This is a genomic window from Opitutia bacterium (assembly GCA_016217545.1).
GTDB lineage: Bacteria > Verrucomicrobiota > Verrucomicrobiia > Opitutales > Opitutaceae > Didemnitutus.
Map to the genome: position 1 here is coordinate 32,915 of JACRHT010000003.1, position 13,027 is coordinate 45,941.

Sequence of the window (13,027 nt, forward strand, 5' to 3'; positions counted from 1 at the left end):
GCGGCCGCCTTCCCGCGCTGACGCTTTTGCCGCATCGAGAGCGCACTTTTTCGTCTCCCTGTCGGGCTCGACTGGCTTTTGTCCATGAACAACTTCCGCACAATCTTCGTGCAAGAAACGCAGAGCGCCGATCGCATTCGGCGTTAGCATGGGAACTCGAATTCCCATGCACACACCGATGGTTAAGTTCCGCCTGTTCCGTTCCATCACACTCATGTTTGCCACCGCGCTCGGCGCGGTCGGCCTCTTCGCTCAGACCGCGCTTACCGAGCTCACGTTCAACAACTCGGGCGATCGGCTGGCGAACACCGGCAGCGGCGGCACCACGTTTGCGAACACCGGCGTCAGCTTCACCACCGGACAAAATGGCGACGCCGCATCGTTCGACGGCAGCAGCTACCTCACCGCGAGCTCGGCGGGACTCACCACCGGCATGACCATCTCGTTCTGGATGAAGACGAATTCCTACGGCGGCACGGACCCGAACGGCAATTGGTATGAGGGTTCGGGTTTGGTGGATGCCGAGCAAGCCGGCACGCACCCCGACTGGGGCGTGAGTCTCTGGCAGGGCAAAATCGCCTTCGGCATCGGAGCCGGCGACCAGCACATGGGTCTCGGCGAGGCCGGGTCGACCATGATCTCCAACGCGTCGGTGAACACCAACAACTGGGTCTTCGTCGCCGCCACGTGGGACACCTCCGGCACGATGAACATCTACATCGATGGCGTGTTGGACAGCACCTACACCAACGTCAACCGCACCGACCCGCGCGATGCTTCCTACACCTACTACATCGGCGCGGACTCCGGAGCTTTCGACGGCAACCACCCGAGCAAATACTACACCGGCCTGCTCGACCAAGTGGCAATCTACAGCACCGCGCTCAACGGCACGCAGATCTCCAACCTTTACACCGCCTCGGCCGTCCCGGAGCCCGCCACCTACGCCGCGCTCGCCGGCATCGCGGCCTTGGGCTTCGCCGCCTATCGCCGCCGCCGCTGAAGCGATTCGCAGACGCCTTTCCGAAAGCCCGGCCCCGCGCCGGGCTTTTTTTTCGCCCGCGTCCGCTCCCACGACGCCGGGAAGACTCCGCTCAGAACTGCACGTTCGGCGCTTCCTTGACCGACGGCGGCACGCTGAAGAAATCGCCCGGCTCGAAACCGAAGGCGCGCGCCACGAGATTGCTGGGGAACGTCTCGCAGCGGTTCCGGAAATCGCGAACGTTGCCGTTGTAGAAGCGGCGCGCGGCTTGGATGCGATTCTCGGTGTTGATCAGTTCGGTCTGCAGCGCGCGGAAATTCTCGTCGGACTTCAGCTGCGGGTAATTTTCCACCACGACCAGCAATTGCTGCAGCGCGGCCACGAGCCCGGCCTCGTCTACCGACTGCGCGGCGACCGGCCCGTGGTTCGCGGCGCAACGGTTGCGCAGCTCGACCACGCGCTCGAGCGTCGCGCGCTCGTGCGCCGCGTAGCCTTTCACTGTCTCGACGAGGTTCGGGATGAGATCGTAGCGCCGTTTCAGCTCGGTGTCGATGTTGGCCCACGCATTGGCGACGTAGTTGCGCAGGTTGACGAGGGAGTTGTATTGCACCGCGACCCAGAGCAGCGGCGCGACGACGAGGAACAACAGCAGGACGCTCATGACGCTTGGGAAAAGAGATACGCGGGCAACAGGCGGCGGATTTCGAGCAACTCTTGCAAGCGCCCCTCGATCTCGTCCGGCTCGAGACGTGAATCGAACAGCAGCGCCAGCACGTTGCCATCGAGTTCGATCGACAGGTCGCGGTGCCGCAGGAGGAATTCCATCATCAAGCCGTGGCAGACATCGTAGGCGAATTTCTTGTCGGGACTGCGCACGCAAAACGCGCGGGAGAATTCCGCCGACTCGAAATCGATGTCCTCGTAGCCGACCGCCTGTGCGAGCTTCGAGAGCAAACCTTCCGGAGAGATCAGCAGCTCAGGAAACGTGCGCGGCAAGACCAGCAGCACGACCGAGAAACGATGATGATGGGTGTGACGCCCGCCCTTGGAGTGGGAATACGTCTCGTAGTGGTAATCGAAGGCCATCACCTGCTCGCCCTGATACTCGCCGTCGAGACAGTTGGAGACGTAGCGGTTCGAGCCTTGGTTGAGCTTGTCCAAGAATTCGAGGCGACCCGCGAGATCGGGATCGTCGTCGGCGCGGAAGTCGAGGCCCAGCTTCGCCGCAAGCGCCGCCATCGCCTCGGTGCGCTGCCGCGCGACCCAACGTCCGAGCAGGATGAGTCCGACGACGACGAGCGCGATCAGGACGAACAGGAAAACTTGCACGGCGGCTCTTGTAGCGGATTTTCTGCGGCCGCGATATTACAAATCGGCCGGACGTTCGCTCGACTGCGGAACCACGCGCGCAAACAACGCAGCGAGATCATGGCGACTTCCGCCGGGAATTTCCGTCCGCTCCTGGCGCGCGCGGCGGGGCCTCCACAAGTTTACGCGGGGCGAGTGCGTCCTCGTGGACGCCGCGAATCCCCGCCTCGAGCGGTGGCGCGCCGCGCTCCAACTCCGGCCCGGAACCGTCGAAGCCGCGCTCGCCGAACTTGAAGGATCACAGCGTCCCGCGACGAGCGCGCTTCCCGCCCTTCGCAACAACTCGAGTCGGGCCAATCGCCTCAGACCTCGCAGGCGAGATAAGCGATCTTGAAGCCGTTCGAGGCGACGCCGGTCGCGATCCGACGGAAACCGAGCCGCTCGTGAAAGGCGTGCGACTCGGGATTGGGCGGATCGAGGTTCACGTCGCAGCAGAGAAAGCGCGCTCCTCGCTCGCGCGCCACCTGCGCCACCGCCGCGTAGAACGCCCGCCCGATGCCGCGCCCGCGTTGCTCGCGGGCCAGCGCAACCTGACAGATGTAGTAGAACGGCTCGGCCAGCAACCGACGGAGCTCGGCCATTTCGGTGTCGTCGTAGGTCGAGTCGCGGGGAAAAGAGAGAAGGTAGCCAATCACGTGTCCGCTCGAATTCACCGCGACGAGGTGATGCCCCTCGCCCGCCAGGAGCCACGGCAGATCGCCTGCCTCGATGGTGGCCACCGCCGGACGATTCTCCGCATTCAAGCGGAGCACGGCATCGCCGTCGGCCGAAGTCAGGGGGCGGAGCATCCAGTCGCGCGAGGACATCGGAGATACGAGGCGGCGAGCGGGCGGTTATTCCGCGAGCGGCAACTTAAACGCCGACTTCCCGTTTGCCTCCGCGCGCACCCGCGCATTTCGTGACGCTCTCCTCCACGCCATGAAAACCCCGAAGGCCGAGAAATTGTCGGCGAAGCAGCGCGAGGAATTGCTCGCAACGTTGTCCGCGCGCTTCGCGAAAAACATGAACCGTCACGCCAAGCTCGATTGGGCCGCCGTGCAGAAACGCCTCGACGCCGCACCCGCCAAGCTCGGTGCGCTGCACCAGATGGAGTCGACCGGCGGCGAGCCGGACGTCATCGGGCAGGACGCGAAGACCGGCGAGTTCCTCTTCGCCGATTGCGCCCCGCAGAGTCCGGCGGGACGCCAGAGCTTGTGCTACGACCGCGCGGCGCTGGACGGGCGCAAGAAATTCCCGCCGAAGGGCTGCGTCACCGAACTCGCGGAGTCGATGGGCGTGGAACTGCTCGACGAAGCGCAGTATTTCGCGCTGCAGAAACTCGGCGAGTTCGACACCAAGACGTCGAGCTGGCTGACGACGCCGTCGGAAATCCGCGAACTCGGCGGCGCGATCTACGGCGATCGCCGCTACAATCGCGTCTTCATCGGTCACAACGGCGCCGATTCCTACTACAGCGGCCGCGGCTTCCGCGGATTGTTGCGCGTGTAGCCCGCTGGCCGCGGCGAATCCGGCAGGAGCCGTCGGCCGCCACGAGCGTCACGCATGTTCGCGCATCAGCAACACGCGGCCGGGCGCGCGCGACAGTCGCCGCCGCCGCACGATCGACGTCTGCGCGCGCCTACTCAGCCGATTCGCCGACGAGCGAATTCAGGTAGACCTCGAGATTCGTGTAGCCGGATCCGCCGCGAACGGCGGCGCCGTCGCCCGCGTTTTTCGGGTCGAGGCCGTGTGCGGTCTCCCAAGCGTCAGGGATGCCGTCGCCGTCGGTGTCCCAGCCGGCAGGGCGATGCACTTCCGGATAATCGTCCCAGCCACCCACGTCGTCCTGTGAATCAGGCAAGCCCCGCAAACCGGTCTTGCCGCCCTTGAACTTCGCGGCGCCGGAGCGGACCTCGCTGATCACACGTTGATCGTGCGGATCGAGCGCAGGAAAATTGCAGCCCACGTTCGCGAGCACATCCGCGTAGGCTTCCTCGGCCGTTTGCGTGCGGACGTGCGACGGGAAGAAATCCGTGTCAGACCATGGGCTGTAGTATTCCGGCAAGCGGCCGCCGCGCTCGGTGGTGGCGGTGCGCGCCTTGTCCTGCTCGTCGGCGCCGAAGTGCCCGGGCATGACGTTGCCGGCAACGTGATACCGCTGCGTGCCGGGGAAGTTGCCGTATTGCGCATTCAGCGCGTGGAAGAATTTCGTGGCCGGGCCGGGCTTGTAGTAATTGGCGACGAAGTTCACCTCGTGCGCGCCGCCGTCCGTCGTGCGGTTCTTCCAGTTGTAGACGACGTTGTTCCGGATATCGAGGCGGCCGGCGTAGGTGTAGCCGTGAGCCCGGTCGAGTCCGCCGGCGAGGCTCCAGTTGCGGCCGGCGCAGTGCGCGAGGAGGTTGTGGTGAAAGCTGCCAATGTCGCCGCCGATGCTCGCAGCGTAGCCGTGCTGCGTGCCGGGCGGGTAGTTTTTGTGGCCGGCGTCGTTAAGCGCCTCGGAGATGAGCGTCCACTGGAGCGTGATGTTGTGCGCGCCGCGCGAACTGAAGGCCTCGTCGAGCGTCCAGCTGATCGAACAGTGGTCGATGATGCAGTTGTTCGCGCTGGCCATGCCCATGCCGTCGAGTGTCGTGCCGGACGTGTTGCCCGGACGCACGCGGAGGTAACGGATGACGACGTCGTGCGCACCGAGGATGCCGAAGTTGTAGTTCGCCAGGCAGACGCCGAGGCCCGGCGAGGTTTGGCCGGCGATGGTGAGGTTCGAATTCGCCGCGCGCACCACGAGCTTGGATTTCAGTCGAATCAGGCCCGACACCTCGAACACGACCGTGCGCGGTCCCACAGCCTCGACTGCCGCGCGCAGGCTGCCGGGGCCGGAATCATTGAGATTGGTGACGACGATGACGCGCCCGCCGCGACCGCCTTGGGCAAAACGCCCGTAGCCCTCCGCCGAGGGGAACGCCAGCGGCCGGACCGGCTCGTCGGCAGCGCGCAACGACAGGGCGGCGACCGCAGCAATCAGTGCGGGCCGCAGGAAAGCGGCGAACGAAAGACACATGCGAAGGAAAACCATCGGTGGCGGCCGGAAAGTGGTGTGGCCCAAGACGCCGCGAGCCAAGGCAGGATTACGCCCGCGCGCGATTAGGACGCAGCGGCAGGCAGGACTATTTCCGGCATGATTTCGCAACGGATGCGCAGGTGCCGCCGGACAACGAGCCGATGTAACAGTAGCCACAGGCAGGCCCGCCGGTGGCCATTTCCCCCATGACCGATTGGAGTGAGCGATTCGAAACCGGAGATCCGCAGATCGATGCGGACCACCGTGAATTTTTCCTCCGCATCGAAGCCCTCAAGGCAGCGTTCGCCGCGGGAGCGCCGACGAACCGCGCGGCGGAGTTGTTGCAGTTGCTGCACGAGCACGCGCTGGCCCATTTCCAACGCGAGGAGCTCGCCATGGCTCGGGCCGGCTGCGGCGCGCACATCGAGAACTGCACGGCGCACCGCGAATTCGCGCGCAAGCTGGACGGTTGGACGCAGCTGCTTTGCCTCTCGGGCCCGACTCCCAGCCTGGTGGAGGATATCCACCGCGAGTCCGCGGCGTGGATGCGACATCACATCCTGCGCGTCGACTGCCGCCTGCGCGGCTGCCTGGCCGCGAAGACAAACCGGATTGCGACAGCGGCCGATGCGTGACGCACCGGCGTCGCGCGAGCGGTTCCAAGGACATTCTCCCGGACGAATTCACGTCGGCTTCATCGTCGTTTCACGGTCGGCCGGCAGACTCGCCGCATGATCAAAGACAGACTTCTGCTCGCTGCACTCCTCGTCCCTGCCCTGCTCTTGCTCGTGCCGCTGATTGCCATGCGATTCACCGACGAGGTGAAGTGGACCGGCTCCGACTTCGTCGTCGCCTACGTCGTGCTGGCCAGCGCGGGGCTCGCGTTCCGTTTTCTTTTTCGCCGTGCCGGCAATCCCGTCGCGCGCCTCGCCGCCCTCGCTGCGGTGGGCACGACGCTTTTCATGACGTGGGTGAACCTCGCCGTCGGTCTCGTCGGCCGCGAAAGCCATCCGGCCAACGCGATGTATCTCGGCGTGCTCGCCATCGGCGTCATCGGTTCCCTCGCGACCGGTTTCCGGCCCGACGGCATGGCGCGCACCTTCTTCGCGATGGCCGCCGCGCAACTGCTCGTGCCGGCAATTGCGCTCTACGTCTGGCAAGTGGAGCCCGTCATTCCCGTCGCGCACGTCTTCGGCGCGAACGCCTTCTTCGCCTTCCTCTTCGCAACCACAGCGCTGCTATTTCGAGCGACAGCGGACCAACCGCCGCAGCCCGCGGCTGAGCGGTCGCACTGATCAAGCCGCCTTCTCGCTTTGCGCCGAGCGACCGAACGCGCACCGGCGCACTGCGGCGCGGCATCCGCGTCTCGCGCCACGCCTTCAACCGCGCCCCCACCCCCTGGCGAACACCACATTCGCCCTCTGCCAAATGTTCGTAATACGAACAATCAGGCCGGCGGGCTCGATATCTCGGATTGCTCGGGCTGTCGACTGAGCCACAGCAACAACTGCAACGCCCGCTCCGCATCGGGCATCGCCTTCCCCTCGAAGAAATACTCACCGATCCGCGCGCGATGGAGATCGAGTTCGCGCGCGAGCAGGGCACGGTCCCCTCTCTTGATCAGCCGTCTTTTCACTGCGGACGCGAGCGCATTCCAGAGCGGCGTCTCGACGCTGGGACGGAGCGTGCCGCCGCGTCGCGCGCGTGGCTTTCGCGCCTCGACGCGCTTGCGGGTCTCACGCGCAAGCTCGCGCGCGGCGGATTCCAAAATGTCAGCAATCGCAAGCAAGTGGGCCAAACGGGCTGGGGTGTATTCAGGCATGAATGTTCGTATTACGAACATTGCTGAAATGCGAACCGGTTCGGGAATAGGTGCGGCGAGGAGGGCGGTGTTTCGACGTGCAGCTTCGCGCCGGACATGCTGAAACGGTCGCATGCTCATCGATCGCCTGCAGGCCTTCACGCTCGCGCTGCCGCACGTGACCGTCGTCGCCCAGTGGGGCGGGCTCGTCTACAAGGTCGCGGGCAAGGTCTTCCTTGTGCTTTCCCTCGACGGCACCTTGCTCGAAGGCGTGTGCTTCAAGTGCACGCCGGACGAGTTCGACGAACTCACCGAGATCGACGGCATCGCGCAGGCGCCCTACTTCGCCAAGCGCCATTGGGTAAAGCTGTCCGACACCGCCGCGCTGCCCGAGCCGCAGCTGCGTGAGCGCATCCGGCGCAGCCATCAGCTGGTCGCGGCCGGTTTGCCGAAGAAGACGCGCCTCGCGCTCGGTTTGGACTAGGCCGGTGCGAGAATCCCCGCGGAGGGCACCGCGCCGGAAGCCGGCGCGCGTGGGGTGGCTTCCCGTCGAGCAACTTGCCTGCAACCGCCCAAGGCCGCGTTTCGTAGCACTGTCGTGTCGCGGGAGTTTGCTCCTGCGGCCCGTTCAACGCCGCCATGGAAAAATCCGCTCCCACCGCACCAAACCGGCCCGTCGCCGACCGCCGGTTCTACGCATTCGCCACCGGGCTCCTGCTCGTCCTTACCGTGGCGGGTTTCCACCATTTTTATCTGCATGGTCGCGCGTCTCCCGGCCGCGAGATCACGCCGCCGATCCGCGGACTCGTGCTGACCCACGGAGCGTTGATGACGATCTGGTTGTTGCTCGCGCTGGCTCAACCCTGGCTCGTAGCCACACGCAACGTGAAGCTGCATCGCCGTCTCGGACTCTTCGGGGCGGGGCTCGCGATCGTGCTGGTGGCCGTGGGACTGCGCATCGCGGTGGCCTCGGCCGCCGTGACGCCGGCCGGGGTGATGATCGGCCCGCTCACGCCGCGACAATTCATGGCGGTGCCTTTTCTCGGCATCCTGCTGTTCGCCGCGCTCGTGACGCTCGGCGTCCGGCTCCGCGCCGACGCGGGCTGGCACCGCCCGTTGATGTTTCTCGCCACGCTCTCCGTTTGCGCGGCGGGACTTGGGCGCATCCAGTCGCTCACCGATTTTTTCGTCCGGCACGGCTGGTATGGCGTCTTCGGCGATTTCTGCGGCGTCGTGACGTTCGGCGCGCTCGCCGTCGTGGCGCACGGAGCGCTAACGCGCCGTTTCGACCGGCGACTGGCGGCTGGCTTCGCGGCTTTCGCGGTCGCCTGCACTGCCATCGCTCAGGCGACGACGAGCGCAAGTTGGGCCGCGGTGGCCGACGTCTTGTTGCGCTGACCTCGTGCGGGGCAGCTTCGGCCCAATTTTCCTTTGCTTCCCGGTCCCGGCTCTCCGCAAATGGCGCGGTGGGCTCCACGACGAACGTCACCCGACGTGCAGCCTCACTTCACGCACCTCCGTCATGGGCCCTTCTCCGACTCACCTCAGCGCGCGCAGCATTCTGCGCTGGCAGGCCATCGGTTTCTCCGCACTCGTCGCCGTCATGTGGGTCGTGGAGATATTCCGCATCCCGCACCTCCTGTTCGGCGAGTCGTCGGATTTCATCCTCGCGCGGCCCGTCATCCGCACGCTGACCGTCCTGGCCGTGTGGGCGCTCGTGCATTTCACCACCAAGCGTCTGCTGCGTCGCCTGCACGAGCTGGAGGAGTTCCTCCTGATTTGCGCGTGGTGCCGCAAGGTCGGCGACGGCGACCGCTGGCTGTCGGTCGAAGACTATTTCGATTCAAAATTTGCCACGGGCACGAGCCATGGCATCTGCCCCGAGTGCGCCAAGCAGCAACTCGACGCCCACCACCAGCGCATGTGCGCGGCGGTGGAGAAACCCGTGGGCGCTTCCGGCGATTGAGCGCGCCGCGCGCGGTCAGCGGCTGAAGAGTTCCTGGACGGTGCGGATCGCCTCCTGCTCGTCCTCTCCGCTCGCTTCGAGCTCGAGCGTCGCGCCCATCGCGGCACAGAGAGCGAGAACGCTGAGCAGGCTGCGCACGTCCGCAATCCGTTCCGCACTGCGCAAGCGGATCTCGGCGCGGAACTGCTGGGCCGCCCGCACCAAGCGCATGGCTTGCCGCAGATGCAGTCCTTCGGGCCACGGCACTCGGACTCGCGTGTTCTTCATTTCGGCTGTGACTGCGGCGAGCCGCGCGGGTTCACCGAAAATCGCAATCTCCGGATTTCTCCCGCGGCGTGCGGCGCACCGGCCACCCCGTCCCGCAAATGGAGCGCCCCTTGCCGCGCTGCGGAGAGCACGGAAAGGGGCGCGGGGGAAACGCGACGACGACAGCCGGGGAATTACCTGACCGTGCCGGCGGGCACCTGCACCGCGATCTGGTTGGGCACGGCGTAGAACGTGCCGGCGGAGAGCACGTGGCTGAGTGCGATGCGGCGCGGCTGGAGATTGGGCATGGGCGCGACGCTGGTGAACGTCTGCGGATTGTGGCACGAGAAGCAGTTGCCGACCGTCGCGGGCGTCGTGGTGCCGGCGGCGTTCTGCACGAAAGTCTCTGCCGTGCTGTTCGCGAGATTCACCGAGCCGACGGCGTTGCTCTGGTTGCTGTTCAGGTTGTAGGTGCCGGCATCCATCCACACGGTGCCGATGAGGTCGTAGTGGGCGAAGGTCGACTGCGGCTCCTTCTGCGTGCGGAAAAACCGCTGGGCGGACAAGTTGAGCGCGGCGATGTTGGCGGGGCCGTTGAGCGAGTGGGTTTCACTGCCCGTGGCGTTCCAGAGCACGACGTTGGTCGACGGCGAAAATTTCTGCGTCGCGGCGTCGAAGGTGTAGCGCGGGGTCTGCGTGACCGTGCTGTTCGTCGTCACTGTGGTCGAGGGCGTGCTGAGCGAGGTCACCGAGCTGGTGGTGCTGACGGTGGTCGCGGTGCTCGGGATGTTGCACTGGCCGAAGGGCGTGTTGCCGGCGTAGAGGGTGAAGTTCTCCGCCACGCTGGTGCTCGGTGCGGGCTTGTTGGTGCCGTCGGGCACGCGCGGGGAGTTGAGACGATGCTCGAACGTGGCCCAGAGAAACTCGGGGTGGTTGATCGTGTGGCCGACGACGTGCAGGCCGAGCAGCGCGACTTTCACGAGCTTGGTCTGGCCGTTGGGCGACGCGTAGAGGGTATTGTTGGGCGTGAGCGCGACGCCAAGGACCGGGACGCGAGCGAGCGTGACGTAGGCGCCGGGAGGCGGCATCTCGCCGTCGTCGAGGCGCAGCCATGTGGCCTTGAAGACGGCGGCGCCGACCGGGAAGTGGTCCGCGTCGGTGTTGGCCTGATAACCGCCATTGGAGACGAGGTTGCGCTTCGCCGTCTCGAAGTAGGCGTCGTTCATGTGCACGGAGGCGTAGATCGGGTAGCCGTTGGGTGCGACGAGCAGGTTGCCGTCGGCCTCGACGATCGCGCCCGCGCCCTCGATGTGCGGCGCATCGGCCGGATGCGCAGCGCGGAGGCCGAGATGGAGCTCGCGCGGCGCGCCGCCGGCCGGCTTGAAGAGATCCTCCGGCGTGTGGAGCGAGAGGAAGCGCGGCGTGCCTTGGCCGTCGAGCGCCGTCGCCCAAGTGAAGGCTTCCCACGACCATTCGTGGAACGCGCAATCGCGCGCGCCGATCGGCGTGTCCTGCGTGGGGAACGCGGCGCCGGGCTTGAGATAGTTGGGCAGGTTTTCCTGCCAGCCGTTGGGCGGACAGGCCTCGGGCACCGGAGCGGTTTCGGCGGAGGCGACATGCACGGCGCAAAGGCCGGCGAGAACGGAAACAAAGCGCAGCAAGGCGCGCGCGTGGACAGGGCGTTTCATGGGGGTAGCGATGGAGACCACAGGCTCCACGTTAGGAATGCGACCCGCGCGGCTGGTCGCGCGAGTTGTTCCACGGAGCCTGCGACTGGTTCTCCTTGGCCCCGGAGAATTTCGTCGCCCGAGACCCAACTCACCCGTCTCCGCGGCGGCAAGACCGAAGCGGCCGCGATCGCGCCGCAGGAGACGCGCGCGAAGCAGCCGGCGCGTCAGGCCGAGCGGTAGTGATCCTTCACGGCGTAGCCGCGCGCCACGAGTCCGAAGATCGCCGCCGCCACGAACGCGAAGGCCGCGAAGAAGAACATCTGGAACGCCGTCACGCCGAAGCCCGTGGAGGCGATCATGCCGGTCACGGCGTCGTTCTTCACCGCTGCGTTGGCGACGAGCACCCAGAGGTTGCCGATCGTGACGGACAGCAGCCAGAAGCTCATCAGCGCGCCTTTCATCGATTGCGGCGCCTGGCTGTAGGCGAACTCCAGGCCCGTGGCCGACACGAGCACTTCGCCGAGCGTGAGCAACACGTAGGGCAGCACCTGCCACGCAATGTTCACCTTCGCGCCGTCGTCGAGCGAGAGCTGCAACCAGCCGATCACGATCCACGACAGCGCGGCGAACGCGATGCCGAGCGTCATGCGACGCAGCGCCGTGACTTCGAAGCCCATCCGTCGCAGCGCGGGGAACAGCACGAGGTTGTTGAACGGAATGAGCAGCATCACGAACAGCGGATTCAGCGCCTGCATCTGCGACGGCTCGATCGTGGCGAAATGCCCGAAAATCGTCGCGAGCAGCGGACTCGATTCGCGCAACGCCGCCGCGTCGAACAGGTGCCACGCCTCCATCGCCTTGCCCTGCAGCACCCACGTCGAAGCCTTTTGGTCGAAGAGCGACCAGAACGGCGTCACGAGCGCGAACAGCACCAACACGCGCAACACGCCGCGCACGCCCTCGACCGCCTCGTCCGGATGCGCGCCGCGCGCGCCCTCGAGCTGCAGCCGCACGCCGATGCCGCCGAGCGCCACGATGGCGACGATGGCGAGGCAGACGGCCTTCACGAAATTCTCGAAGCCGGGCAACCAGTAGAAACCCAGCGCGGCCACCAGCACGCCGAGCGCCGCGAGCACTTTGCCCGCTGTGCCGGACATCAGCGCCGTCCAGCACACCCGCAGGAACGAGTGCGGGTCGGGCGGCGTCGGCGGCACCATGACGTATTTCTTCCGGCCCGCCCACAGCACGACCGTCGAGAGGAACATCAGCACGCCCGGAATGCCGAACGCCACCGCCGGCCCGAATTGCTTCAGGAAAATCGGCATGAGCAGCGACGCGAAGAACGACCCGAAATTGATGATCCAGTAGAACGCATCGAACACCACCTTCGCGCGGTGCTTGTTGGTCGAGTCGAACTGGTCGCCGACGAACGACGAGATGCACGGCTTGATGCCGCCCGAGCCCAGCGCGATGAGGAACAAACCGGTGTAGAACCCGACGCGGTTGTCGACGAACAGCGCGAGCATCCCCTGCCCCACGCAGTAAACGAGGCTCAGCCAGAAGATGACGTTGTATTTGCCCCAGAGCCGGTCCGCCAACCAGCCGCCGAGCAGCGGGAAGAAATACACGCCGATCACGAAGGTGTGGAAAACCTCCTTCGCCGCGCCGGCGCGATCGCCCTCCGGCAGATACATCAGCAACGACGACACGAGGAACACCGTCAGGATGTTCCGCATGCCGTAGAAGCTGAAGCGCTCGCAGCCCTCGTTGCCGATGATGTAGGGGATCTGGCGCGGGATCGGCACTTTGGCCGGTTCGCTCGCCGGGGTCGCAGGGGCGGTCGGGGAACTCATGGGGATTTTCGCCCCACGCTGCGGAGAACCGCGCCGAAATTCAAGGGACGAGTCGCGCGGGAAATCGGATTGCCGCCGCGCATTCGTTGCGACGGGATGCGTCC

15 protein-coding genes are annotated in these 13,027 nt (G+C 65.9%); 7 read left to right on the top strand and 8 right to left on the bottom strand.

Annotated features, from left to right (window positions below):
- Positions 1 to 178: 178 nt before the first annotated feature.
- A complete protein-coding gene (locus tag HZA32_02795) occupies positions 179 to 1,003 on the top strand; it encodes a LamG domain-containing protein (GenBank protein MBI5422986.1) in 825 nt (274 codons plus the stop codon).
- Between the two features lie 91 nt (positions 1,004 to 1,094).
- Here the strand turns inward: HZA32_02795 and HZA32_02800 are convergent, their stop codons facing one another.
- The 3 genes from HZA32_02800 to HZA32_02810 form a co-directional block, all read right to left on the bottom strand.
- The gene (locus HZA32_02800) at positions 1,095 to 1,643 is read right to left on the bottom strand and encodes a LemA family protein (protein ID MBI5422987.1); all 549 of its coding nucleotides are present in this window, start codon (positions 1,641 to 1,643) and stop codon (positions 1,095 to 1,097) included.
- Positions 1,640 to 2,311 (bottom strand): hypothetical protein, encoded by a 672-nt coding sequence (locus HZA32_02805; protein ID MBI5422988.1) that lies wholly within the window; start codon positions 2,309 to 2,311, stop codon positions 1,640 to 1,642. The genes HZA32_02800 and HZA32_02805 overlap by 4 nt, the downstream gene beginning before the upstream one ends.
- Positions 2,312 to 2,652: 341 nt before the next feature.
- Positions 2,653 to 3,156 (bottom strand): GNAT family N-acetyltransferase, encoded by a 504-nt coding sequence (locus HZA32_02810; protein MBI5422989.1) that lies wholly within the window; start codon positions 3,154 to 3,156, stop codon positions 2,653 to 2,655.
- A gap of 112 nt (positions 3,157 to 3,268) precedes the next feature.
- Between HZA32_02810 and HZA32_02815 the strand changes: the two genes are divergently transcribed.
- Positions 3,269 to 3,838, top strand: coding sequence for a DUF4256 domain-containing protein (locus HZA32_02815; protein MBI5422990.1), 570 nt, complete (start codon positions 3,269 to 3,271; stop codon positions 3,836 to 3,838).
- 130 nt (positions 3,839 to 3,968) lie between these two features.
- Here HZA32_02815 and HZA32_02820 read toward each other — a convergent pair whose 3' ends face one another.
- Complete coding sequence (locus tag HZA32_02820) at positions 3,969 to 5,402, bottom strand: hypothetical protein (GenBank protein MBI5422991.1); 1,434 nt, start codon at positions 5,400 to 5,402, stop codon at positions 3,969 to 3,971.
- A gap of 191 nt (positions 5,403 to 5,593) precedes the next feature.
- On the opposite strand from HZA32_02820, the gene HZA32_02825 reads away from it, so the two are divergent.
- Together HZA32_02825 and HZA32_02830 are read left to right on the top strand one after the other, a co-directional pair.
- Positions 5,594 to 6,022, top strand: coding sequence for a hemerythrin family protein (locus tag HZA32_02825; protein ID MBI5422992.1), 429 nt, complete (start codon positions 5,594 to 5,596; stop codon positions 6,020 to 6,022).
- Between the two features lie 96 nt (positions 6,023 to 6,118).
- Positions 6,119 to 6,682: a hypothetical protein gene (locus HZA32_02830; GenBank protein MBI5422993.1), complete on the top strand. Its 564-nt coding sequence runs from the start codon at positions 6,119 to 6,121 to the stop codon at positions 6,680 to 6,682.
- A 152-nt stretch (positions 6,683 to 6,834) separates the two neighbouring features.
- Here HZA32_02830 and HZA32_02835 read toward each other — a convergent pair whose 3' ends face one another.
- Positions 6,835 to 7,209: a hypothetical protein gene (locus tag HZA32_02835; GenBank protein MBI5422994.1), complete on the bottom strand. Its 375-nt coding sequence runs from the start codon at positions 7,207 to 7,209 to the stop codon at positions 6,835 to 6,837.
- A gap of 112 nt (positions 7,210 to 7,321) precedes the next feature.
- Between HZA32_02835 and HZA32_02840 the strand changes: the two genes are divergently transcribed.
- The 3 genes from HZA32_02840 (at position 7,322) to HZA32_02850 (ending at position 9,154) form a co-directional block, all read left to right on the top strand.
- Entirely contained in the window at positions 7,322 to 7,672 is a 351-nt protein-coding gene (locus tag HZA32_02840) for an MmcQ/YjbR family DNA-binding protein (protein MBI5422995.1), read from the top strand.
- 155 nt (positions 7,673 to 7,827) lie between these two features.
- Positions 7,828 to 8,586: a hypothetical protein gene (locus tag HZA32_02845; GenBank protein MBI5422996.1), complete on the top strand. Its 759-nt coding sequence runs from the start codon at positions 7,828 to 7,830 to the stop codon at positions 8,584 to 8,586.
- A 124-nt stretch (positions 8,587 to 8,710) separates the two neighbouring features.
- The gene (locus HZA32_02850) at positions 8,711 to 9,154 is read left to right on the top strand and encodes a hypothetical protein (GenBank protein ID MBI5422997.1); all 444 of its coding nucleotides are present in this window, start codon (positions 8,711 to 8,713) and stop codon (positions 9,152 to 9,154) included.
- Between the two features lie 15 nt (positions 9,155 to 9,169).
- Here the strand turns inward: HZA32_02850 and HZA32_02855 are convergent, their stop codons facing one another.
- The 3 genes from HZA32_02855 to HZA32_02865 form a co-directional block, all read right to left on the bottom strand.
- Positions 9,170 to 9,421, bottom strand: coding sequence for an HPr family phosphocarrier protein (locus HZA32_02855; protein ID MBI5422998.1), 252 nt, complete (start codon positions 9,419 to 9,421; stop codon positions 9,170 to 9,172).
- A gap of 173 nt (positions 9,422 to 9,594) precedes the next feature.
- Positions 9,595 to 11,088, bottom strand: coding sequence for a hypothetical protein (locus HZA32_02860; protein ID MBI5422999.1), 1,494 nt, complete (start codon positions 11,086 to 11,088; stop codon positions 9,595 to 9,597).
- 206 nt (positions 11,089 to 11,294) lie between these two features.
- Positions 11,295 to 12,923: an MFS transporter gene (locus tag HZA32_02865; protein MBI5423000.1), complete on the bottom strand. Its 1,629-nt coding sequence runs from the start codon at positions 12,921 to 12,923 to the stop codon at positions 11,295 to 11,297.
- Positions 12,924 to 13,027: the final 104 nt, after the last annotated feature.

Excerpts from the sequence above, each read along its gene's own strand:
- HZA32_02795 (MBI5422986.1), top strand. The coding sequence starts at position 179 with ATGGTTAAGTTCCGCCTGTTCCGTTCCATCACACTCATGTTTGCCACC.
- HZA32_02800 (MBI5422987.1), bottom strand. The coding sequence starts at position 1,643 with ATGAGCGTCCTGCTGTTGTTCCTCGTCGTCGCGCCGCTGCTCTGGGTC.
- HZA32_02810 (MBI5422989.1), bottom strand. The coding sequence starts at position 3,156 with ATGTCCTCGCGCGACTGGATGCTCCGCCCCCTGACTTCGGCCGACGGC.
- HZA32_02815 (MBI5422990.1), top strand. The coding sequence starts at position 3,269 with ATGAAAACCCCGAAGGCCGAGAAATTGTCGGCGAAGCAGCGCGAGGAA.
- HZA32_02820 (MBI5422991.1), bottom strand. The coding sequence starts at position 5,402 with ATGGTTTTCCTTCGCATGTGTCTTTCGTTCGCCGCTTTCCTGCGGCCC.
- HZA32_02825 (MBI5422992.1), top strand. The coding sequence starts at position 5,594 with ATGACCGATTGGAGTGAGCGATTCGAAACCGGAGATCCGCAGATCGAT.
- HZA32_02830 (MBI5422993.1), top strand. The coding sequence starts at position 6,119 with ATGATCAAAGACAGACTTCTGCTCGCTGCACTCCTCGTCCCTGCCCTG.
- HZA32_02835 (MBI5422994.1), bottom strand. The coding sequence starts at position 7,209 with ATGCCTGAATACACCCCAGCCCGTTTGGCCCACTTGCTTGCGATTGCT.
- HZA32_02840 (MBI5422995.1), top strand. The coding sequence starts at position 7,322 with ATGCTCATCGATCGCCTGCAGGCCTTCACGCTCGCGCTGCCGCACGTG.
- HZA32_02845 (MBI5422996.1), top strand. The coding sequence starts at position 7,828 with ATGGAAAAATCCGCTCCCACCGCACCAAACCGGCCCGTCGCCGACCGC.
- HZA32_02850 (MBI5422997.1), top strand. The coding sequence starts at position 8,711 with ATGGGCCCTTCTCCGACTCACCTCAGCGCGCGCAGCATTCTGCGCTGG.
- HZA32_02855 (MBI5422998.1), bottom strand. The coding sequence starts at position 9,421 with ATGAAGAACACGCGAGTCCGAGTGCCGTGGCCCGAAGGACTGCATCTG.
- HZA32_02860 (MBI5422999.1), bottom strand. The coding sequence starts at position 11,088 with ATGAAACGCCCTGTCCACGCGCGCGCCTTGCTGCGCTTTGTTTCCGTT.
- HZA32_02865 (MBI5423000.1), bottom strand. The coding sequence starts at position 12,923 with ATGAGTTCCCCGACCGCCCCTGCGACCCCGGCGAGCGAACCGGCCAAA.